The following is a 21,187-nucleotide window of genomic DNA, read 5'->3' as shown; positions in this document are numbered from 1 at the left end:
GAAACCCTGATTTTCGGAGCCGCGCGCCGTGCTACCCGCGCAACATGTCCTTCTCGAACTTCACGGCAGCGATCACCTGGCCGATGCCGGACGGATCGAGGCGGTCCTGAAAGGCGCGGCGCAGGCAGCCGGCGCCCGCGTGCTGGGCGCGCATTTCCACCGCTTCGCCGGCGGCGGGGTGACCGGCGTGCTGTTGCTGGCCGAATCGCATATCTCGATCCACACTTGGCCCGAGAACGACTATGCCGCGGTCGACGTGTTCATGTGCGGTGCGGCAAATGCCGCACTGGCCGCCGCGACGGTTGCCGAGGGGCTGGCGGCAAGCGCCAGCAGCGCGATGACGGTCGAGCGCGGGATCAGTCGAACCACGCCTCCCAGCCCTGCCGGTAATAGCGGGCCAGCGGGTGGGTGCGGATCGAGTTGATCTCGGCTGCGACACGGCCGGTATCGGCACCGAAGATCTGCGCGGCCAGCCAGACTTGCGGCGACAGGTAGCGCAGGTCCTCGGGCAGGCTGGGGATTGCCGGTGCCGCCGGCATCGCGCGGGCCAGTGCGAAGCCCCATTCGCCGAAGCTCGGCACATGGACGTGATAGGGTATGACGCTCAGCCGGGTACCCGGCGCATCGGGGCTCGGAACGTCCTCCAGCGTCGCGACGATGGACCAGAACGCCGTGCGCGCATATAGCGGCGAGCCGGCCTGCGTGACGAAGGCACCGCCGAAATTCAGCCGCTGCACCATCAGGCGATAGAATTCGGCCGAATAGAGCTTGGACAGCGCCAGATTGCGCGGATCGGGCAGATCGGCGACGATCACGTCCCAGCCCGGCCCCGGCCCGTCGAGAAAGCTCCAGGCGTCGGCGTTGACGATCCGCAGGCGCGGGTCAGACAGGGCATGATCGTTGAGCGCCGCAAGCACCGTGTTGTCGCGGAAAAGCGCTGTCATGCGCGGGTCGAGATCGACCAGCGTGACCTCCTCCACCGTTTCGTGGCGCAGGATCTCGCGCACCGCCATGCCGTCGCCGCCCCCCAGCACCAGAACCCGCGCAGGGCGCGCCACGAGGCCGAGTGCCGGGTGGATCAGCGATTCGTGATAGCGGTACTCGTCGCGGCTGTCGAACTGGATCGACTGGTCGAGAAACAGCCGCACCCGGTCGCGAAAGCGCGTGACGGTTATTTCCTGATACCGGGTGTGTTCGGTGAAGACGATATCGTCTTCGTAGAGAGCCGCGTCGAGCGCCGAAACCACCCGCTCGGCCTGACTGAGCGCCAGCGCGACCAGCACAAAGGCCGCTGCCCAGGCGATCTTGACCGGCCGGCCCAACTCACCGCGAAACAGCCAGATCGACACGCCCGCCACCCCGAGATTGACCAGCCCGAAGGCGAGCGAGGCGCTCATCAGCCCCAGATGCGGCACGATCAGCAGCGGAAAGGCGAGCGAGGCGACAAGCGCGCCGAGATAATCGGCGGTCAGCACGTTCTCGAAGCGGAACTGCCGGGCGCCAACATGTTCCAGCACCCGCGCGATCAGTGGAATTTCCATCCCCGACAGCGCGCCGATCGCGATCAGCCCGGCAAACAGCGGTAGGCCGACGGCGCCGTAACCGGCATAGCTGGCAAAGACCAGCGGGGCGCTGAATCCGCCGACCAGTCCCAGCCCGATCTGTATCCGGACGAAGCCCGATACCGGATCGTCCACAACGCGCGACGCCCATGCGCCAAAGCCCATGGCGCTGAGAAACACCCCGATGACCAGGCTGAACTGCCGCACGCTGTCGCCCAGCAGGTAGCTCGACGCGGTAGCGGCAACCAGTTCATAGACCAGACCGGCCACGGCGACGATGAACGTCGCCACCAGCAGCCAGACCGCCTTGGCGCGCGGCAGCGTCACGACAGGATGACGGCGGCGATGATGATCGAAAGCGAGAGAAACAGCGCGGCCATCATCACCGCGATGGCGATGTTGTGGTCCTCCTCGATCTCCCGGCGCAGCGAAAAGGGCGTGATGCGTTCGATCACCAGCCAGCAGATCACCAGCAGGCCGAAACCGAGAAAAGTGTAGAATATGGTGCCGAACACCTCGGCGAGTTGAATTCCTGCCATTCGAGTTGCCCCCGTTGCTATTTCACCCGTGCCGCGCCGTGGCTTGCCGAGCGCACCGACACGACGTTCGAACTGGCGCCCCAGACGCCCTTCCACGAAAGATACCCGGCCCCGGCCAGCAGCGCGGCGAAACCCAGGACGATGATCCATCTGGCCAGGTTCATGGCTTCCCGTGCCTTCTCATTCTTCCGACCAGTCCGAACCGGCCAGCAGCCTGCGCCGGCGCGACGCATCGGCGATCACCGTGCCGACAGCGATGGCGGCGAACACCGCCACCGCCACGATCAGCGGTTGCGCGCTGAAACGCGGTGCGCTGATGTCGATACTGACCCAGCTGTTGGTCACATCGGCGCCGAACTCGCCCGAACCGGCCTCGGACATCTCGACCGACAGGCGATAGTCGCCCGGCGGCGGGGCGACAAAGGTCACGCCGCCGCTGAGGCTGCCCTCGCTCCACCGTCCGTCGGAATCGACGCCGTGATAGAACGAGATTTCCCTGCCGGCGGCCAGCACCGGCACGCCCCCGCTGTCCTCAAGCTCGAGGTCGAACCACGCCCAGCCGTTGTCCACGTCCGATCTCAGCACCGCCCGCAGAAGCCTTGCGCCCTTCGGAACCGAAACGGCGACTTCGGCGGGAAGATCGGCCAGCCGGATCTGCCCGGTGCCGGCAAGCTGCACACCGCCCGAAACCCATGCGGCGACCAGCGCCGCCAGCGACAATACCGCAAAAAGCAGCGCCATCCGGCGCAGGAACGCCATGTGCGGCCAGGCCGGGCGCAGCCTCAGCGGGCTTGCCGTTGCCGCGTGCGGTGGCGTGATGCCAAAGCTCGCGATCTCCTCGCCCGACATGAGGCGGGTCAGTTCAACCTCGCGCTCGGATTTGCCCTCGCTCAGGTCGAGCATCGCGCCTTCGGCGATCAGCGAAACCGTGGTCGTGCTGTCGCCGATCGCCGGTTTCCAGTTGAACGCCCCTTCGAGGAAGTCGATCCGCGCCGTCGAGGTTTCGTAATAGGCATAGCGCCTGCCGCCCAGCGTGACCGAGGGCCGGTATTCTGCCCTTTCGACCATCGTGGGGCTGAGCCAGTTGCGGGGCATGGCGCGCAGCCGGCGGGTGAAGGTCAGATCGCCGCCGTCCTCCAGCGTGATCCACGCATAGCCGTGGGTCGGCGAATAGACCTGGTGATCGGTCCAGTGCCAGCTCTCGCCCCGGTGTCGCTCCATCCAGCCGATCGTGCCGATCACTGTGAAGTCGACCCCGGCAATCCGGCCCTGGTCCCCCAGTGACAGCGGGCTTTCGGGGCGCTTGAGGCCGGAATAACGCGTGATGACGCGGAAATCGTCCAGCGCGTCCAGCGCGCTGCCGCAATAGGGGCAGATCTGGGTCAGAACGCGCCCGCCGCCGAACACATCCTGTCCGGCACCGCATCCGGGGCAGTTGATGGCGCGGATCGTGGCGGTCATCGGCGCTTCACCTCGAGCGTGAACGGATCGAGCCAGTGTCCGGCGAACCAGTCGGTCGTGCCGGCATGGGTTTCGGCGCTCAGCAACGCACCGCCGGCGGAGGATAAGTTCACATAGCCAAAGCGATCGTCGATGGCGAGCCGCTCGGGAAAGACGCCGCGCAGGGCGACACACCGGCCGGTGTCGATCTCGGTTGCGGTGAACGGCTGGCCGCGCCATGATAGCCGCAACCCGAGCGCCGGCCGCTGCGGCATCGGCCCGGCGGGGGTTTCCAGCCGGTCCTGCACCACCACATCGCCCTCATCGATACTGACCCAGCGGCCGGTTCCGTCGGGGCGCACCGCCCATAGCTCGTCCCACCAGCCCGGGCCATAGCTGAAGCGCGCGTGGCCGGCGACGTCGAGCCATTCGGTACCGATCCTGAGGCGGCTGTTCAGATCGGCGAGCATCGGCGCCTCGTGCATCTCGCCGGCCAGACCGGCAGTCAGCAGGCGCCCGTCCACCCGGTAGACCGTCGAATGGCAGGAGTCGCAAACCGCCATCAGCGCGGCGTCGAACCGCTGCGGAAGCCTGTCGCCGCAATTTGGACAATTCGCCATGCCATGCCCCGAAATACCACCTGATGGGTAGTCCGCCGTGCCGCGCAAGACAACCGCGTCACACCGCCCCCGGGGGTCAGCGCACCAGTTTCGCCACCCAATCCTCGACCGCATCGCCGCTGGCGATATCGGGCTGGATCAGCCCGTCGATCATGAAGGTCGGCGAGACATGGATACCGTTCTGCCGTGCGTATTTCGCCTGCCACTTGACCGCAGCTTCCAGTTCGGGAAACTCGAAGGCCGCTGCCAGCGGAATGCCGCAATATTCCTCGATCCGGGCGATGATCTGTCGCGGCGTCACATCCATGTTCGGACCCCTGCAATGGGCCTCGAACTCGAATTCCTCGCGGTGCGCGCCGACCTCGTCCAGAACGGATCTGGCATTTTTCCTGCCTCCCTCCAGCATCGAGGCCGCCAGTACACAGCGCACGATCACGCCCGAATACATGTGCCATGGCTGCGACAGCAGGCGGAGCCTGACGGTGATGTTCTCCGGCCCGGCAAGTTCGACGAGCCGGTCGATCTTGCCGAGGGCGCGGACGGAAAACGGACAGGTCGGCTCGAGGAAAACCTCGAAAACGCGCGCGCCCTTGCCCCATTCCATCGGGTCTGCAATCCGGGGTGTGTCGGTCATTCGGGGTCTCCTGCCGTTGAACGCATCACGCCGGGCGGGTGGCCCGGCATGTCAGCGGCAGCCAGACAGGTTCGGCGCCCGGCTGTCAAGCCGGCCACCGTGCCGCGCCCTTGCAACAGGGCTGCGCGTACTATCAGCGGCGCGGGATCGTCGCCGGCCGGGCGAGCCGCTTGAGCGCGGCGGTCCGGTAGGGCGCGTTGGGGGCGCCGTAGCCGTTGTAGCCGCCGCGCCGCTCGGTCACCTCGAAAAAGAACCCGTCGCCGTAGGGGCGCGAATAGAGCTGGAAATAGGCGCCGCCATCGCCGTCCTCATCGTAGAGGATGTTGGCGCGTCTGAGCGCCTCGACCGTCTCGTGCCCAAGCGCGAAGCGGGATTCGATCTCGCCATAGTAATTCTCGGGGATCGGCAGGCTGTCGAAACCGTTTGCATCCAGCCGCCGCGCGGTTTCGAGGATATCGCCGGTGGCGAAGGCAAGGTGCTGTACCGACGAGCCGAAACTGTCGGACACGAAGCGTCCGGCAAAGGTGCGGTGCGTATCCACCCCGTTGAGCGTCAGCCGGACCGCCCCGTCGTCGCTTTGCAGCGCGCGCGAATGGACAATGCCGCCGGGGTCGGCAACGTCGATCTCGGGCGCTTTTCCGATTTCGAAGATCGATGTGTAGAACAGCGTCCAGGTCAGCATGTCCTCGTGTTTCATCACCTGCGCGATATGGTCGATCCGGCTCAGGCCGGCCGGGTGCGCCTCGGCATCGGCGGGCAGGGGGCGGAACTCGGCCTCCCAGACGCGGGCAAGATCGGCCCCCCGGTCGAGGAAGTGCAACACCGATCCTCCGACACCACGCACGGCGGGAATGGCCAGTTCTCCCGCCCCCAGCCGCTGCGAGAACAGGTTGGCGCCGAGGATGCGGGCACGTTCGACGGTTGCCGCCGCATCCTCGACCATCAGCCCGATATCGCAGACACTGGTGCCGTGCATCACATAGGCCGAATGGGCGAAGCCCTCCTGTTCGGTATTGATGACGATATTGATTTCGCCCTGCCGCCACAGTGTCACCGCCTTGGAGATGTGGCGCGCGACCGGCGAAAACCCGAGGGTGTGCAGCATCTTTCCAAGTGTTTCGGCCTCGGTCTCGTTGGCGGTGAATTCGACGAACTCGATACCCAGCACATGGCCCTTGGGCGGCATCTCCGGCACGTCGATACGGGCGGCGGGCTCGGCGCGGCGCATCTGGTCGGCCAGATAGATGAGCGAGCGATGCCCGTCGAGCGCGGCGATCCGGGCACTGCCGCCGCGTACCTGATCGTTGAGGATTTCGAGACTGTAGGGGCCGTCATAGCCGGTCGCGGCGACGGCGCGGACGAAATCCAGCACCGGCAGGTCACCCTCGCCGGGCATGTTGCGGAAGTGGCGCGACATGTATTCCAGATCCATCGCGATCATTGGCGCATCGGCAAGCTGGACATGGAATATCCGGTCGCCGGGAATCTTGCGGATCGCTTCCGGATCGACCTTTTTCGCCAGCGTGTGAAAGGAATCGAGGATCAGGCCGATGGCGGGATGGTCGGCGCGGCGCACCACTTCCCACGCATCGCGGTAGTCCGAGACATAGCGGCCCCAGGCGCGGGCCTCGTAGCCGATGCGCAGGCCGCGCGCCGCAGCGCGTTCGCCCAGTTCGGCAAAGTCGGCGGCGATGCGGTCCACCCCGCCGAGCGTTTCGGGATGGGTGCTGGAACTGACCAGCAGCAGGTCCGTTCCCAGTTCGCCCATCAGGTCGAAACGGCGCTCGATCCGGTCGAAGGCCCTGGTCCGCAGGGGCTCGGGCAGGCCCTCGAAATCGCGCACCGGCTGAAAAAGGTCGATGCGGAGCCCGTGGTCGCGGACCATGCGGCCGATCTCGGCCGGGGATCCGGCATAGGCGATGAAATCCTGTTCGAAGATCTCGATCCCGTCGAAACCCGCGCCGGCGATAGCGGTCAGCTTGTCGCTGAGGTCTCCGGCAACGGATACGGTCGCAATGGAGGTCTGCATCGCTTGTTCCTCGCTTGGCGGCAGGTGGCGCGGCTTTGGCCGCGCCACGCGATATCAGTCGGTCGACACGTGGCCAGCATTACCCTCTGGCGAGTAGATGTCGAGGATGTTCCAGTGCCCCGAAGTCGGCGTCGGGTTGTTGACCATCGCTACGTCGATCACCGTCGGCCGGCCGCTGGCAATGGCGGCCTCCAGCGCCGGACGGAACCCGGCGGCCGAACTCACCCGCACCCCGTCGCAACCATAGGCGCGAGCGATGGCGGCATAGTCCGGCGTCTGCTCCTCCGGAGTTGCCGCGCGCGGAAAGAGCGTGCCGTGGGTCAGGCCGTAATTGGCCTTTTGCAGCCCGGCGATGGTGCCATAGGCGTTGTTGTTCATGATGATCCAGATCACCGGAACGTTTTCGGCCGCAGCGGTTGCCAGCATCGCCGGGTTCTGGCCGAACCCGCCATCGCCGACCAGGCTGACGACCACGCGGTCGGGGGCGGCAATCTTGGCGCCGATGGCGGCGGGCGGGCCGAAACCCATGGTGGCGAAGCCGCCGGGGATCAGGATCGAACCGGGGGTGTAGATATCGAACTGCTGGGCGACGCCGTTCTTGTTCCAGCCGACATCCGAGGTCAGGATCGCATCACGCGGCATCACCGCGCGCAGATCGGCCAGGATGCGCTCGGGCATCATCGGGAAGGCGTCCGAGGTCTGCATTGCCAGGTTCCTGTCGGCGAAGGCCCGGCGCTCGGCGGCGATGCGGCCGGCCAGCCCCGGCGCCTTGCGGCCCCCGGGCAGCATGTCGCGCGCCACCCGGTTCAGGACCCTTAGCGCCGCCTTCAGATCGGCCACCACACCGATCTCGGCGGGATAGTTGCGCCCGATCTCCTGCGGTTCGATATCGATATGGATCAGCCGCGTCGCCCCCGGCCGGATATCGAAGGTGTATTCGGGATACCACGAGGAACTGTCGGCTTCCTTGAAGCGGGTTCCGAGCGCCACGATCCAGTCCGCCCCGAGCGTCTGCTCGTTGGTGAACTTCATCCCCCAGAATCCGGTCATGCCCAGAACCAGTGGATGATCGTCGGGCAGAACACCCTTGCCCATCAGGCTGTGGGCAACGGGAATCTGCATGTGATCGACGAATTCGCGCAACTCGTCATAGGCCCGCGCAAGCGCCACGCCGCCGCCCACATAAAGGACCGGCGATGTGGCGGCGGCGAGACGGGAGACGATCTCGCGCGCGGTCTCTTCGTCCATCGTGGGCTTGCTCAGCGATCTGGTATTGGCGCGCTGCCGGTCCCAGAGCGCGACATCGACCTCGGCCGAGAAGAAATCCATCGGCACGTTGACCAGCACCGGCCCCGGCTGGCCGCTTTCGGCCAGCACGAACGCCTTTTCCATGATCTCGGGCAGCAGTTCGGCCGTGTCCACCCGCCAGGCGCGCTTCACGAAGGGGCGATAGATCTCGTACTGGCTGGCATCGGCATGCAGGTTGACCTCCTGATGGGGATGCTTGCCGTAGTAGTAGCTGGGCACGTCGCCGGCGATCACCACCATCGGGATGCAGTCGAGCGCGGCATTGGCCACACCGGTCGCGGCATTGGTCAGGCCCGGCGACAGGTGCGACAGCAGCACCGAGGCCTTGCCGGTCACCCGCGCATAGCCGTCGGCGGCATGAGCCGATATCTGCTCGTGCCGCACGTTGATATAGCTCAGGCGACTGTTGGCCATCGCCGAAAGAACGGCGATGTTGGTATGCCCGCACAGCCCGAAGACATGCTCGATGCCGCGGTTTTCCAGATAGCGGACGAGCTGGTTGGAATTGAGATCCCTGGCCATCACATCACCTCGGTATTGTAGAATTCGCCGAACAGTTCCTCGTCCGACGGCCGGTCGATCGGGATCGGGCGCGCCACCCAGGTCACGTTCATGTAATGCTTGAGCGAGACGTTTTCGTTGGTGATGTTGCCGCCCCAGATGCCGCAGCCGAGCGACGAGGTCATCGGCATGCCGTTCTCGAAGCTGCCGGCATTGGCCTTGGATTGCGGCTGGCGCACCATGATGCGGCTGACGGGGGCATTTTCCGCATGGCGCAGGATACGCGCCTCGTCGAAGGAATAGATGCCACAGGAATGACCCTTGCCGCCAACCTCGTAGATGGCGCGGACCTTTTCCATCGCCTCGTCGAAATCCCGGAACCGGTAGAGCGCCATCACCACACAGAGCTTTTCGGACGAGAACCTGTGGCCGGGCCCGATCTCGTCCTGCTCGACCATGATGAACTTGCGGTCGTCGGGAATTTCGAACCCGGCGATACCGGCGATGGTCTGGGCCGAAACGGCGACGGTGTTGATCGTCCGGCGGCCGTGTTCGTCCCACAGCGCCTTTTCCAGCAGCGCCTTTTCACCGGCGCCGCAAAGATAGCCGCCCTCGTCGACCAGCGCGGCGCGCATCTCGTCATAGATCTGGTCGGCGATCAGCAGGTTGCCATCGGCCGAACAGCCCGAACCGAAATCCGAGGTCTTCGAAATGCGCGAGTTCATTGCCGCCTCGCGGATATCCGCCGTCTCGTCGATGACCATGGTCGAGTTGCCGGCACCGACACCATAGGCGGGCTTGCCCGAACTGTAGGCGGCCCTGACCATCGGCTTGCCACCGGTGGCGAGTGTCAGATCGGCCTGTTCCATCAGGTATTGCGTCATCGGGATCGAAGGCTTCTCGACGCACTGGAAGATGTCTTCCGGCGCGCCCAGTTTCTTCAGCGTCTCGCGCATCACGCGCACCATCTCGAAGGTGGTCGCCCTGGCGCGCGGATGGGGCGAGAAGATCACCGCATCCCTGCACTTGATGGCATAGATGCCGGTGACCGGCGGGGTCAGTTCGGGGTTGGTTGTCGGGATCAGCGAGGCAATGACACCCGCCGGCTTGGCGATCTTGGTCAGGCCCTTTTCCGGGTCCTCCTCGATCACGCCGACCGATTTCTGACGCAGCGCATCGCGCAGCACGCCCAGCACCTTGAACCGCTTGCCGGCCCGTCCGGCGCGGTCGCCGATGCCGCTTTCGTCCACGCCCATCTGGGCGATGCGCACGAAGGTCGTCTCGTTGCCGCAATTCCAGCCAAGCGCACGCGCCAGCCGGTCGACCCGCTCCTGGTCGTAATCCCTGATCTCGTCCATCGCCCTGCGGGCGCGGGCGATCATTGCGTCGACGGTGTCGATTTCTTCCTGGGTGATATCTCGTGCCATGCGTTTCCTCCGGTGGTCATGGCGGCCTCAGGCCGGTTTCTGGTTCTGCCCGGCGCCGTGGTCGAAGACGGCGCGCGCGGCGTTGATGCAGTTTCGGGCATGCTGTTCGGCGCCCAGTTCCGCCATCCGCCGCGCATGCGGCAGTTCGATCGACAGCGGCAGGTCGGGAAAGAGATAGTTGATGGCGGAAAAGTCGATCGCCCCTTCGCCCGGATAGAGCCGGGCGTCGCGGGCGATGTGGATCATCGCATCCTTGGTAAAGGCCATGTCGTCGGCGTCGCAGATGTGCAGGAAATTGATCCATTCGGCCGGAACGCGCTCCAGCGCGAACAGCGGCGCCTTGTTGAAGTGCATATAGAGCGTATCGACCAGCGCACCCTGATTGCCCCGTCCGGTGCGTTCGAGGATCTCGATCACCTCCTCCAGCGTCGTCAGCCGCGAGAAGGCGGGGAATTCGAGGTTGACCGTCAGACCGAACGGCGCGGCCAGATCGCAGATCTCGGCGAACCGTTCGACGACGAAGTTGCGGTCGTTGCGCACGTCGGTCCACGCCGAACTGATGACATGCCGCGCGCCCAGTTCCGCCCCGGCCTCGAAGGCGGGCAGGAACGATCTGGGATCCAGATCGCGCAGGATGCGCATCAGTTCGATATCGAAGCACTCAAGCCCCGTTTCATCGAGCGCCTGCCGCGTCTCGCGAATGATCCGCGGCGCGGTCGGGTCGATATCGGGCTCGCCGGCAACGCCGAGGTGAAACAGGCGGTAGCTGACGTAATCGTACCCGGCGGCGGCGGCGATGCGGGTCTGCTCGGGCGGGGTGACCCCCGGCACGGTCAGATAGGAAAGCGAGTATTTGTGACCCATCACGTATCCTCCCGCTGCGCCCAGGGGGGCGGCGGAACATGTGAGGTCCGGGCGGGCAGGCGGCGGCCCAGCAGCCCCTCGGCCTCGGCCACCGGGCTGCGCAACGCCTGCCAGTCGATGCCGGTCTCAAGCCCCATCTGCTCGCAGGCAAAGGCCGCGTCCTCGGTTGCGATATTGCCGGTCGCCCCGGGCACGAACGGGCAGCCGCCCAGACCGCCGAGAGCGGCGTCGAATATCCGCACGCCGGCCTGAAGCCCGGCCACCAGATTGGCGATGCCCATGCCGCGCGTATCGTGCAGATGCAGCGAAAGCCGGGTCTCGGGCGCGATCTCATCCCGCAGACGGGTGCACAGGGTATGGACCTGCCGCGGATCGGCCAGCCCCGCCGTATCGGCAATGTTGATCTCGTCGACGCCAAGGGCCGAGAAGTCGCGGGCGATTTCGGTCACCCGGGCCAGGTCGATCCGGCCCTCGAACCCGCAGCCGAGCGCCGACTGGATGCCTGCCCTGACGGCGACACCCTCGGCCAGCGCCCGTTCGATCGTCGGCACGATGGCGGAACGTGCCTCGTCCACCGACCGGTTGAGGTTTTTTTGCGAATGGGTTTCGGATGCCGAAACCGAAATCGACAGGTGCCGCACCCCGACCGCCAGCGCGCGGTCCAGCCCGGCGCGGTTCAGCACCAGCGCCGAATAGGTGACACCGGGCCGGGGCGTGATGCGGGTGAACAATTCGTCGGTATCGGCCAGTTGCGGCACCCATTTGGGATGCACGAGCGAACCGACCTGGATCCGGCGCAGCCCGGCGGCTTCCAGCGCCGACAGGAAATGCAGCTTTTCCTCGATCGAGAACCGGCGCGGTTCGTTCTGCAACCCGTCGCGCAGGAATTCGTCTTCGATCAGCACCTGACCGGCAAGTTCATACATGGCGTTGTCCCGAAATCTCCTCGGGACCAGCGTAGTGCCGGATATTACTTAACAGAAGTATCGTATTTTGCCATTATGCAAACATCATGTTAATTATTTCCGGATTGGGCCATGCTGACATTGCGACAGATCGAAGTCATCCGAGCCATCACCGTGGCGGGCACTGTCAAGGGGGCGGCCGAACTTCTGAACGTCTCGGCGCCCGGCATCAGCCGGGTGATGAAGCACACCGAGGACCAGCTTGGAATACGGCTGTTTTCGCGCACGCACGGGCGCTATGCCCCGACCGAGGAGGCGCGCGACATCTTCGATCAGGTGACGGCGGTGTTCCAGTCGGTCGAGAACCTGCAATACTCCATCCGGGCACTCCGGGCAGGCGGCGGGCGGACCGCATCCTTCGCGGCGGTACCGTCGGTTGCGCATCACGTTTTCCCTGCGGCGGTCGAACGGTTGCGTCACCAGTTCCCCGACCTTCATCTGAACCTCAACACGATCAAGATCGAGGAGGCGATCGACTATCTTCTGCTGCGCAAGGGCGATGTCGCTGCGCTCAGCTACAAGCTCGACCATCCGGGCCTGGTCATGATGCCGCTCTACAGCGGCCGGTTGCTGGCCATTGTCCCGCAGGGGCACAAGCTTGCCGGGGTGGAGGCGCTTTCGGTCAACGATCTGGTGCGCGAACCGATGATCGGGGTCGATCCGGAAGACCCCTATGGCCGGATTCTGGCCGAGCCTTTCCGCCAGTATGGCCTCAGACCCGATTTCACCATCCAGGCCCGCACCGGCCAGATGATCGCAACGCTTGTGGGTCAGGGGCTCGGCGTGGCGGTGATCGACGAATTGTCGCTGGCCGGCCCGATCCGCTTTCCCGGTATCGCCGTCCGTCCGATCAGCGAACCGACGACCTTCCGTGCCTATGCCGCCTTCAAGGCCGATCAGCCGCGCTCGATCTTCGCCGACCGACTGGTCGAACTGATGCGCGCGGAAATGAACCGGATCGCCGCCGGGCGCCCGGCGCCATAGCGTAACATCGGGTTTGCTCCGGCGGACAAACTGTCAATCGCCGCCGCTGGCGTTCTGTCCTAACATGCCGTGGCAAAGAAACGGGGATTCCGCATGAGCAAGCTGATCTACATCCTGAACGGGCCGAACCTGACCCTGCTCGGCAAACGCCAGCCTCACATCTACGGCAGCGAGACCCTGGCCGATGTCGAACACAAATGCCGCACTGTCGGCGAGGAGTTCGGGCTGGCGGTGAAGCTTCTGCAATCCAACCACGAAGGCCAGATCATCGACTGGATTCACGACGCGCGGAAAGAGGCGGCGGGGATCATCATCAACCCCGCCGCGCTGACCCACACCTCGGTTGCGGTGCTCGACGCGCTGAATGCCTTCGACGGGCCGGTCTTCGAGGTTCACATCAGCCAGGTTCACAAGCGCGAATCGTTCCGGCACCATTCCTATGTCAGCCTGCGGGCCGATGGCGTGATGGCCGGCTTCGGGATCGAGGGCTATGCGCTGGCGATGCGCCGGATGGGCAGCCTGCTGGGTTAACCGCTGCGGCGGAGCCCGCCGGCGATCCGTTCCGGTCCGGGCCGTTCCGCCGCGCCCCCGCCGGAGCGGCGGCGCTGAATTGTGTCGGGGGTCAGCATCGAGCGGATCATCACCTCGGCCACATGGTCGCGCAGCGTTTCCTGATGGCTTTCGCTGAACAGGCCGCTGCCGAAACCGACGCTGAAGGTCGCCCGGTTCGACACGTTGTAAAAACACATCGCCGAAAGCGCCCAGTGCAGTTCCAGCGGGCTCATGCCCTCGCGGAACAGGCCAGCGGCGACACCCTCGTCATAGATTTCCTCGACCTTGCTGACGGCGCGCCGGTTCAGTTCGCGAATCACCTCCGAGCGTTCCAGATAGGTGGCGTTGTGAATGTTCTCGATCATGATCATCCGCACGAAATTGGGATTTTCGCGATGGAAATCGAAGGTGAAGCGCACAAGGCTCCGCATCGCCTCGACCGGGTCCATCCCGCCGATCTGCAATTCCCATTCGCCCTCGCGCACACGCCGGTATTCCGATTCGAGCGCCGCGCGGTAAAGCCCCTCCTTGTCGTCGAAATAATAGTAGATCATCCGCTTCGAGGTCGCGGTCGCGCGCGCGATCTCGTCGACCCGGGCCCCGGAAAGGCCGTGGGTTGCGAACTGCTCTACCGCCACCCTGAGAATATCCGCCTTAACCGCTTCAGGGTCCTGTTTCCAATGGGTTTTTCGCCTTTCTTTTGCCATCTCTCGCTCTTTGGAAACGCTCCTCTCATCCCATGAATATCACAAAATGTACCAACTGGAACAAAAATAAATTGCCAAATTAACCGAACTGTATATTTTGGATCCAGAACCACGGGTCAGGAGGGATCCGCTGGCGACACACCCAAGGGAGGGTTGACGTGATCAGGAAATCGCTTGTTGCAGCGTTCACCGCTGCGCTGACTGTAACCCCTGCGCTGGCGCAGGATTATCCAGCCAAGGAAATTCAGGGCATCATCCAGTGGGGGGCCGGCGGCTCGACCGATACGGTGATGCGCACCGTGACACCCCACGCCGAAGACGTTCTGGACGGCAAGGTGGTGATGAAGAACATGACCGGCGGGGTGGGGGCCATCGCCACCAAGTTCGTTTATGCGCAGCGCCCCGACGGCTACACGCTGCTGATGGGCGCCGAAAACCCGCTGCTCTACAAGGTGATGGGGCTGGGCGATATCGACTATTCCGAGTTTGTCCCCATCAACATACTGGCGCGCGGCATTCCGATACTGGTGGCCAACAACGACGCCCCGTTCGACACGTTCGATGAAATGGTCGCATACGTTCAGGCCAATCCGAACAAGGTAAAGTTCGGATCGACGGGGCCAGGCGGCGTGCCCTCGGTGGTCACCGCGCTGCTGGCGTCGAAAAACGACCTGCCGGTCACATCGGTGCCCTATGACGGCGACGGCCCGGCGCTGACGGCGCTGCAAAGCGGCGCGGTGGACGTGATGCCGGCGGTTCTGGGTGCCTCGATCGAAAGCATCAAGGGTGGGCGGATGAAGGCGCTCGTGCTGGTCGACAACGAACCGGCCGCGGCGCTGCCTGAAGTTCCGGCGCTTGGCCAGACCCATCCCGAATACGCCGAATACCTGCCCTGGGGGCCGTTCTTCGGCGTGTTCGTCAAGAAGGGCACGCCCGACGATGTGGTTGCCAAGCTGGTGGCCGCCTATGCCGAGGGCGCCAGGAGCGACGATTTCGTCAAGCTGATGGGCGATCGCGGCTATGTCATCGACAGCATCTCGGGCGAGGACGCAGAACAGTTCCTTGCGAAATGGCAGTCGCTGACGACCTGGCTCATCGCCGATGCCGGACTGGCCAAGAGATCGCCCGAAGAGTTCGGGATTCCCCGGCCGTAAGAGTGGAGCGCCCCGGCCATCAGGCCGGGGCTGTTTTTTTGTTCGCAGGGAGGACCGGACATGCATGACAAGCGCAAACTCAGCGCTGGAGAGCTACCCTTCAATGCCACCTTATTCGTCGCGAGCCTGATCCTGATGTGGCAGGCATTCGCCATCTCGGGATTCGAATCGCTCAGTTCACCCGGCTCGCTGCCAATGGCCGTGGCCTTTGTCATGGTCCTCAGCTCGGGTATCATCCTGCTCGACAACTTCCGCACGCGCCAACGGGACGGCACGCTCTTTCTGCGCGACATCCTGCCGCCGGTGGTGATCGTGATGATGCTGTTCATTGCCGGTTACGCCCTGCTGCTGGTGCCGCTCGGGTTCCTGCCCACCTCGCTGCTGTTTCTGGTCGTGTCGATCATGTACCTGCGCAAGGGCGGTTTCGTCTACGCGCTGTCGGTATCGGTGCTGGCGCTGGTCTGCATCTACGTCATCTTCCGCCTGGTCTTCACCGTGCTGATGCCGTCGGGGATCGTTCCCGAGGCTGAAATCCTTGCCGCCATCGGGCGCGTTTTCGGAGGGGCAGACTGATGCAGGCGCTCGAATATTTCCTTACCCCGTGGCTCGATATCCAGCTTCTGTTCCTGGTTGCAGCGGGAACCTTCGCGGGCGTCTATGTCGGCGCCATTCCCGGCCTATCGGTCACCATGGCGGTGTCGATCCTGATCGGCTTCACCTTCACCTGGGATGTCTATCCGGCGCTCTGCCTGATGGTCGGGATCTTCATGGGCGGGGTCTACGGCGGCTCGCGCACCGCGATCCTGCTGAACATCCCCGGCGCGCCCTCGGCCATCGCCACCGCGATGGACGGCTATCCGCTGGCCCAGCAGGGAAAGGCGGGCGAGGCGATCGGCCTTTCCACCGTCATGTCCTTTGTCGGCGGGCTGATCGGGGTCTTCGTTCTGGCCGTCGCCGCCCCCACGGTCAGCGATTTCGCCCTGACCTTCCAGCCGCGCGACTTCATGCTGCTGGCGATCCTCGGCATCCTGCTGGTCGGTTCGCTGTCGGGCGAAAGCCTGGTAAAGGGCATTTTCTGCGGCGCGATGGGTCTTCTGATCGGCACGGTGGGGATGGATCCGCTGACCGCCGAGGAACGTTTCACCTTCGGCTTCACCCAGCTCTGGGGCGGCATCAGCTTCATCGCGGTGATGATCGGGATGTTCGGCGTCGCCGAGGCGCTGATGCAACTCCATCACATCGAAAAGACCGCGGTGAAGCAGACCATCCGACGCATCGTTCCCGAATGGGCCTCGGTGCGCCGTTACCTGCCGCTGACGCTGCAAAGCTCGTCCATCGGCGTCATCATCGGCGCCCTGCCCGGAACCGGCGGGGATATCGCGGCACTGATGGCCTATGACCATGCCAAGCGGACCACCAGGAACCCCAAGGTACCCTTCGGCAAGGGCGCCCGCGAAGGGCTCGTCGCGCCCGAGGCCGCCAACAACGCGGCCGTCGGCGGGGCGTTCATCCCGATGCTGACCCTGGGCATTCCCGGCGATGCGGTGACCGCGATCATGATCGGGGCGCTCTACATCCACGGGCTCAACCCCGGCCCGATGCTGATGATCGACCAGCCGCAGATGTTCTGGTTCATCACCGGGGCGCTGGTGCTGGCCAACATCTTCATGCTGATCTTCGGTCTTACCGGTATCCGGCTTTTCACCAAGATCGTCGAAATGCCGCGCACGGTGCTGATTCCGCTGATCCTGCTGCTGTCGATCGTCGGCGCCTATGCGGTGAACAACTCGATCACCGATGTCTACTGGATGCTGGCCTTCGGCATTCTGGGCTATTTCATGAAATCCTACGGCTATCAGCTTGGCCCGGTCATCCTCGGCGTGATCCTGTCGCGGTTGCTGGACGAGAACTGGCGCCGGGCGATCATCTCGGAACAGGGCAGCCTTTCGGCGCTGTTCAAGGGCATCCTGACCAGTCCGCTGTCGCTGGTGCTGCTGGCCATGGTGGTGATGATCTTCGTCAGCCAGACGCCGCTCTGGGCAAGGCTGAAGAAGCGCCTGGGATCGAAGCGCGAGGGTTCCTCGACCCCGACCTGACACGGCTTCCTGCCGGAGCGGGAAACCCCCGCTCCGGCCCCAAGCGGGACCGCGTGCCGGAACAGCGCCGGCGCAAGGCGCCCGACATCACACCAACGGCAGCCACTATCTGAGGTTAACCAAATGCCGGATCTTCTACTCGGGCTGATCGGAGACAACATCAAACGCTCCTCCGCGCCCCGCCTGCACCGGCTTGCCGGGCGGCAAAACGGCCTTGCGGTGCAATACGACAGCCTGATTCCGGCCGAACTGGGAAAACCCTTTGACAGCCTCTTCGCCGAATGTGGCATGGGTGGCTACCGGGGGCTGAACATCACCTATCCCTACAAGGAAGTCGCGGCACGGGCGGTGACCATCCGCGACGAACAGGTGCGCCGGATCGGCGCGATCAACACCGTCGTCTTCGATCAGGGGGCGCCTGTCGGCTACAACACCGATTATTCAGGCTTCATGGATGCCTACCGCTCCGTCCGGCACGATACCACCCCCGGCGCGGTGGCGCTGGTCGGGGCCGGCGGGGTCGGCCGCGCGCTCGCCTTTGCGCTGCTGACCCTGGGGGCAAGTGAAATCCGCCTGGCGGATCGCGACACTCCCAAGGCGGTCTCGCTCGCCGATGAACTGCGCAATGCCGGCACCGGCACGATCATTACAGCCAGCGCGTCGGTCGAGGATATCGCCCCCGGCGCGAACGGCCTGATCAATGCCACGCCGCTCGGCATGGTCGGCTATCCTGGCAGCGCCATTCCGCGGTCGGTCATGCCGGGCGCGGAATGGGCCTTCGATGCCGTCTATACGCCCGTCGATACGCAATTCCTGCAAGAGTCCGAGGCGGCGGGATTGCAGATCATCTCGGGGTACGAGCTGTTTTTCCATCAGGGTGTCAACGCCTGGGCGTTCTTCAGCGGCCTGCCGCTCGATCACGCGCAGTTGCGTCGTGATCTGGAAGCGGGCCTGGGCTGAGCGACTGCGCCGCGTAGAGCCGAATGCACGCCCATATTCTCGCGGGTCAGGCATTTTCGTCACCCGGCGCGATTTTTCTTCCGCTCCCCCCGGCAGCACTTGGTCCGGGCAGAGGTTGGGGTAAGGTGGCCGCAGGGTTGCGCCCGAGAGGTTTTGCGCCGGAAATGCGGACCTTCGGCGTAACAGAAGCACAGCGGCATGCGTCGGGAGAGACGATATGGGTTTTTTCAGTATCAGCGCGGGTTTCACCAGGCTCCAGAAACAGATCCACTGGATCGTGACGGGTCTGATCGCCCTGCAATATCTCGCCTTCGACGGGATGGGGCGCCCGTTTAACGACCTCATGGAAAGCGGTATCCCTACCTATGACACCACCGTGGTGGCGCATATCGCGATCGGGGTCTCGGTTCTTGCCCTGACGCTGTGGCGTCTGGCCGTCCGGATGAGGAATGGCGCCCCTGCGGCCCCCGCCGGCGAGCCGGAAATCGCCCGCAAGACATCGAAAGTCGTCTATGTGCTGTTTTACGTTCTAACGCTGCTGCTGCCGCTTTCGGGAATGGTTGCGTGGTTCGGCATGGCGGGCGGGCCGGCCGGCATGCACGAGGCGATGACGAGCATCCTGATGCTGCTGATCCTGCTGCATGTCGCCGCCGTTCTGGTGCATCAGTATTACTGGAAGACCAACGTCCTGCACGAGATGCTGTGATCCGCGCGGAAATACCAGGCGGCAAGGCTCCGGCGCGTGCGCCCCGCATCCCGTGGATGCCGTTGTCGTGACCCTGCGAACCGCGCCGGCTTGATCGGGCTGTCGACACGGTGCATTAGGCGATTGATCCACGCCCGCAGCCAGCCGGCCGCAGGCACCGGACATCGCAGGGGAAACTGGACCGGGACCAAGACATGCTTCATCTGGCAACGCACGCGCTGCCGCCGCGCGACAAGGGCGAATCGCACCGCGCCGCAACCACTCTGGAACTGATGTACGATCTGGCGTCGGTCATCGCCATTGCGGCGGCGGCGGCGGGGTTGCATCACGCCGTGGCCGAGGGCCACGCCGCCGATGGCATCGTCGGCTTTCTGTGCAGTTTTTTCATCATCTGGTGGGCGTGGCTCAACTACACCTGGTTCGCCTCGGCCTATGACGACGGCTCGACCGAGTTCCGCCTGCTGTCGATGCTGATCATGTTCGGGGCCTTGATCGTGGCGGCGGGCATACCCGAGGTGTTCAAGGGCAATCCGATCTACCTTGCCGTGTTCGGCTATGTGGTCATGCGGGCCGGCATGGTGCTGTTGTGGCTTGCGGCGGCGCGCGGCGATCCGGCCCGGCGGGTCACCGCGCTGCGCTATGCCAGGGGTATCGGCATCATGCAGATCTACTGGGTGGCGGTGAACCTGATCTGGGGCGGTGCGGGGCTGACTACGCTGATGCCGTTGTTTCTGGCGGGTGTCGTCGGCGAACTGGCCGTTCCGGTGCTGGCCGAGCGGCACCGGGCAACCCCTTGGCCTCGCCATCACATCATCGAACGCTACGGCCTGCTGAACATCATCGTTCTTGGCGAGTGCTTTCTGGCAATCACCGCCATGTTCCGCCTGCACGAGGGCTCCTACATGCCCGACTGGCATCTGATGATCTTCGCGACACTGGCCGCGATCATCACCTTTGGCATGTGGGGGGTCTATTTCACCGACGAAGATCACCTGGATACCGACTTTCTGCCGCGCGCCCTGCTCTGGGGGTATGGGCACAGCGTGCTCTTCGCCTCGGGCGCGGCGGTGGGGGCGGGTTTTGCCGTGGTGCTCGAGGTGTTCGAACATCAGGCCCATATCGACGAGCGCACGGCAATGATCGCGATCGCCATCCCGCTGGCCACCTATCTGGCGATGCTGTGGCTCATCCGCGACCTCTTCTGCCTGCGGGGCTGGGCAAAGTGGTTCCTGCTGGCGTCCGCGATACTGGTTCTGGTGTCGGGCTTTTTTCTGCCGCTGCCGCTGGAATGCATGGCAATCATCACCGCAACGGCCGCGTTGCTCCGGCGCGGCCTCGCCTGTTACCGGGTTGCGCCGCGTTAGGCGGCGTCTGCATTTAGGCGAGCCAAGCCATTGCGCATGCGATATCGACGAAGGCTTTGAAGGAAGAGAGTGTCTTTTCGCATCGCAGGGCGATCCTTCGGAAGCGTTTGACCTTGTTGAAGAAGCATTCGACGAGATGACGCTCCTTGTAGCGCCCAACCGATGTTCTTGCTTCCGCTTCGGGAGAGGTTCTGCCTGATCTGTGCCGTCGCGCCCGGATCTTGTGCGATGAACAGGCGCAGGTGGTCGGCGTCATGGCCCGCATCCATGATGAGGTGCCCGGTGCCTTCGATCCCTTCGATCAGCCCGCGTGCCTGCGGACAGTCGCCCCGTTGTCCGGGTGTGATCATGAACCGGACCGGCTGGATACAGGGGCTTAACGGCTTGCCCGAAAACGGCCCCTCGTTTAAACGTGGACGCCATGGCCCCTCAGCTCAGCTGGATAGAGCATCCGTCTTCTACGCGGCGGCTCTGTAGCCGAAAACACGAGGGAAGACAATCGGTTAGGAAATACCCGCGCGGTTGCGAACCGCGTCCCGAACCGTTATCAGGGGAAACACGGCCCCGTAGCTCAACTGGATAGAGCACGGACCTTCTAAGTCTGGGGTTGGGGGTTCAAGTCCTCCCGGGGTCACCAATACCTTCTTAAGCATTTGTTTATCCTCATTTTTTCTGAAGGTTTGGAACTTTGGTCGGTTGAGTTGGAACTTTTTGTTCCGTTTTCGTGCTGCTGAGCACCTTCCGCTTGTTAAAGTTGCGGATGTATCGTTCGATC

General features: G+C 64.3%; 21 protein-coding genes, 1 tRNA gene and 1 pseudogene. 10 read left to right on the top strand and 13 right to left on the bottom strand.

Annotated elements, in window-relative coordinates; genetic code table 11:
• The first annotated feature begins 28 nt into the window (after positions 1-28).
• Complete coding sequence (speD, locus tag ACK5IR_RS05260) at positions 29-424, top strand: adenosylmethionine decarboxylase (protein ID WP_416926617.1); 396 nt, start codon at positions 29-31, stop codon at positions 422-424.
• Here the strand turns inward: speD and ACK5IR_RS05255 are convergent.
• The 11 genes from ACK5IR_RS05255 to ACK5IR_RS05205 all read right to left on the bottom strand — a co-directional run bounded on the left by ACK5IR_RS05255 (position 357) and on the right by ACK5IR_RS05205 (position 11,850).
• A complete protein-coding gene (locus ACK5IR_RS05255; RefSeq protein WP_416926615.1) occupies positions 357-1,889 on the bottom strand; it encodes a polyamine aminopropyltransferase in 1,533 nt (510 codons plus the stop codon). The two genes, speD and ACK5IR_RS05255, sit on opposite strands and share 68 nt — an antisense overlap.
• Positions 1,886-2,101, bottom strand: a complete 216-nt coding sequence (locus ACK5IR_RS05250) for a DUF350 domain-containing protein (protein ID WP_416926613.1) — start codon at positions 2,099-2,101, stop codon at positions 1,886-1,888. The genes ACK5IR_RS05255 and ACK5IR_RS05250 overlap by 4 nt, the downstream gene beginning before the upstream one ends.
• 17 nt (positions 2,102-2,118) lie before the next feature.
• Positions 2,119-2,265 carry a hypothetical protein gene (locus ACK5IR_RS05245; protein ID WP_416926611.1) on the bottom strand — a complete coding sequence of 49 codons (147 nt, stop codon included), beginning with the start codon at positions 2,263-2,265 and terminating at the stop codon, positions 2,119-2,121.
• Between the two features lie 16 nt (positions 2,266-2,281).
• On the bottom strand, positions 2,282-3,562 hold the full coding sequence (locus tag ACK5IR_RS05240; RefSeq protein WP_416926609.1) for a DUF4178 domain-containing protein: 1,281 nt from the start codon (positions 3,560-3,562) through the stop codon (positions 2,282-2,284).
• Positions 3,559-4,161, bottom strand: a complete 603-nt coding sequence (locus tag ACK5IR_RS05235) for a DUF4178 domain-containing protein (RefSeq protein WP_416926607.1) — start codon at positions 4,159-4,161, stop codon at positions 3,559-3,561. Before ACK5IR_RS05235 ends, ACK5IR_RS05240 begins: the two co-directional genes overlap by 4 nt.
• 76 nt (positions 4,162-4,237) lie before the next feature.
• Positions 4,238-4,795: a DsbA family protein gene (locus ACK5IR_RS05230; RefSeq protein ID WP_416926605.1), complete on the bottom strand. Its 558-nt coding sequence runs from the start codon at positions 4,793-4,795 to the stop codon at positions 4,238-4,240.
• A 133-nt stretch (positions 4,796-4,928) separates the two neighbouring features.
• Positions 4,929-6,824 carry a bifunctional sugar phosphate isomerase/epimerase/4-hydroxyphenylpyruvate dioxygenase family protein gene (locus ACK5IR_RS05225; RefSeq protein ID WP_416926603.1) on the bottom strand — a complete coding sequence of 632 codons (1,896 nt, stop codon included), beginning with the start codon at positions 6,822-6,824 and terminating at the stop codon, positions 4,929-4,931.
• Between the two features lie 54 nt (positions 6,825-6,878).
• A complete protein-coding gene (locus ACK5IR_RS05220) occupies positions 6,879-8,654 on the bottom strand; it encodes a thiamine pyrophosphate-binding protein (RefSeq protein ID WP_416926601.1) in 1,776 nt (591 codons plus the stop codon).
• On the bottom strand, positions 8,654-10,060 hold the full coding sequence (locus ACK5IR_RS05215; protein WP_416926599.1) for an aldehyde dehydrogenase family protein: 1,407 nt from the start codon (positions 10,058-10,060) through the stop codon (positions 8,654-8,656). The genes ACK5IR_RS05220 and ACK5IR_RS05215 overlap by 1 nt, the downstream gene beginning before the upstream one ends.
• A 27-nt stretch (positions 10,061-10,087) precedes the next feature.
• Complete coding sequence (locus tag ACK5IR_RS05210) at positions 10,088-10,924, bottom strand: sugar phosphate isomerase/epimerase family protein (RefSeq protein WP_416926597.1); 837 nt, start codon at positions 10,922-10,924, stop codon at positions 10,088-10,090.
• Entirely contained in the window at positions 10,924-11,850 is a 927-nt protein-coding gene (locus tag ACK5IR_RS05205) for a hydroxymethylglutaryl-CoA lyase (RefSeq protein ID WP_416926595.1), read from the bottom strand. The genes ACK5IR_RS05210 and ACK5IR_RS05205 overlap by 1 nt, the downstream gene beginning before the upstream one ends.
• Positions 11,851-11,961: 111 nt before the next feature.
• On the opposite strand from ACK5IR_RS05205, the gene ACK5IR_RS05200 reads away from it, so the two are divergent.
• A complete protein-coding gene (locus ACK5IR_RS05200; RefSeq protein WP_416926593.1) occupies positions 11,962-12,873 on the top strand; it encodes a LysR family transcriptional regulator in 912 nt (303 codons plus the stop codon).
• Between the two features lie 93 nt (positions 12,874-12,966).
• Positions 12,967-13,404 (top strand): type II 3-dehydroquinate dehydratase, encoded by a 438-nt coding sequence (aroQ, locus tag ACK5IR_RS05195; RefSeq protein WP_416926591.1) that lies wholly within the window; start codon positions 12,967-12,969, stop codon positions 13,402-13,404.
• Here aroQ and ACK5IR_RS05190 read toward each other — a convergent pair.
• On the bottom strand, positions 13,401-14,063 hold the full coding sequence (locus tag ACK5IR_RS05190) for a TetR/AcrR family transcriptional regulator (protein WP_416926589.1): 663 nt from the start codon (positions 14,061-14,063) through the stop codon (positions 13,401-13,403). The two genes, aroQ and ACK5IR_RS05190, sit on opposite strands and share 4 nt — an antisense overlap.
• A 227-nt stretch (positions 14,064-14,290) precedes the next feature.
• On the opposite strand from ACK5IR_RS05190, the gene ACK5IR_RS05185 reads away from it, so the two are divergent.
• From ACK5IR_RS05185 to ACK5IR_RS05160, 6 genes are all read left to right on the top strand, one after another.
• Positions 14,291-15,286, top strand: a complete 996-nt coding sequence (locus ACK5IR_RS05185; RefSeq protein ID WP_416926587.1) for a Bug family tripartite tricarboxylate transporter substrate binding protein — start codon at positions 14,291-14,293, stop codon at positions 15,284-15,286.
• Positions 15,287-15,346: 60 nt separating this feature from the next.
• Entirely contained in the window at positions 15,347-15,859 is a 513-nt protein-coding gene (locus tag ACK5IR_RS05180; protein WP_416926585.1) for a tripartite tricarboxylate transporter TctB family protein, read from the top strand.
• Positions 15,859-17,382 carry a tripartite tricarboxylate transporter permease gene (locus ACK5IR_RS05175; protein WP_416926583.1) on the top strand — a complete coding sequence of 508 codons (1,524 nt, stop codon included), beginning with the start codon at positions 15,859-15,861 and terminating at the stop codon, positions 17,380-17,382. The genes ACK5IR_RS05180 and ACK5IR_RS05175 overlap by 1 nt, the downstream gene beginning before the upstream one ends.
• 123 nt (positions 17,383-17,505) lie before the next feature.
• Positions 17,506-18,342, top strand: a complete 837-nt coding sequence (locus ACK5IR_RS05170; protein ID WP_416926581.1) for a shikimate dehydrogenase family protein — start codon at positions 17,506-17,508, stop codon at positions 18,340-18,342.
• A 217-nt stretch (positions 18,343-18,559) separates the two neighbouring features.
• Positions 18,560-19,048, top strand: coding sequence for a cytochrome b (locus ACK5IR_RS05165; RefSeq protein WP_416926579.1), 489 nt, complete (start codon positions 18,560-18,562; stop codon positions 19,046-19,048).
• A gap of 194 nt (positions 19,049-19,242) precedes the next feature.
• Entirely contained in the window at positions 19,243-20,412 is a 1,170-nt protein-coding gene (locus ACK5IR_RS05160) for a low temperature requirement protein A (RefSeq protein WP_416926577.1), read from the top strand.
• A gap of 13 nt (positions 20,413-20,425) precedes the next feature.
• Here ACK5IR_RS05160 and ACK5IR_RS05155 read toward each other — a convergent pair.
• Positions 20,426-20,774 (bottom strand): annotated as a pseudogene (locus ACK5IR_RS05155) (transposase); the annotation flags it as partial.
• A gap of 198 nt (positions 20,775-20,972) precedes the next feature.
• Here ACK5IR_RS05155 and ACK5IR_RS05150 point away from each other — a divergent pair.
• Positions 20,973-21,049 (top strand) — tRNA-Arg (locus ACK5IR_RS05150).
• Positions 21,050-21,187 lie beyond the last annotated feature (138 nt).

Source organism: Tropicimonas sp. (assembly GCF_047971885.1).
In the GTDB taxonomy this organism is placed as follows: Bacteria; Pseudomonadota; Alphaproteobacteria; order Rhodobacterales; family Rhodobacteraceae; genus Tropicimonas.
This window is presented reverse-complemented; position numbering and strand designations above follow the sequence as displayed.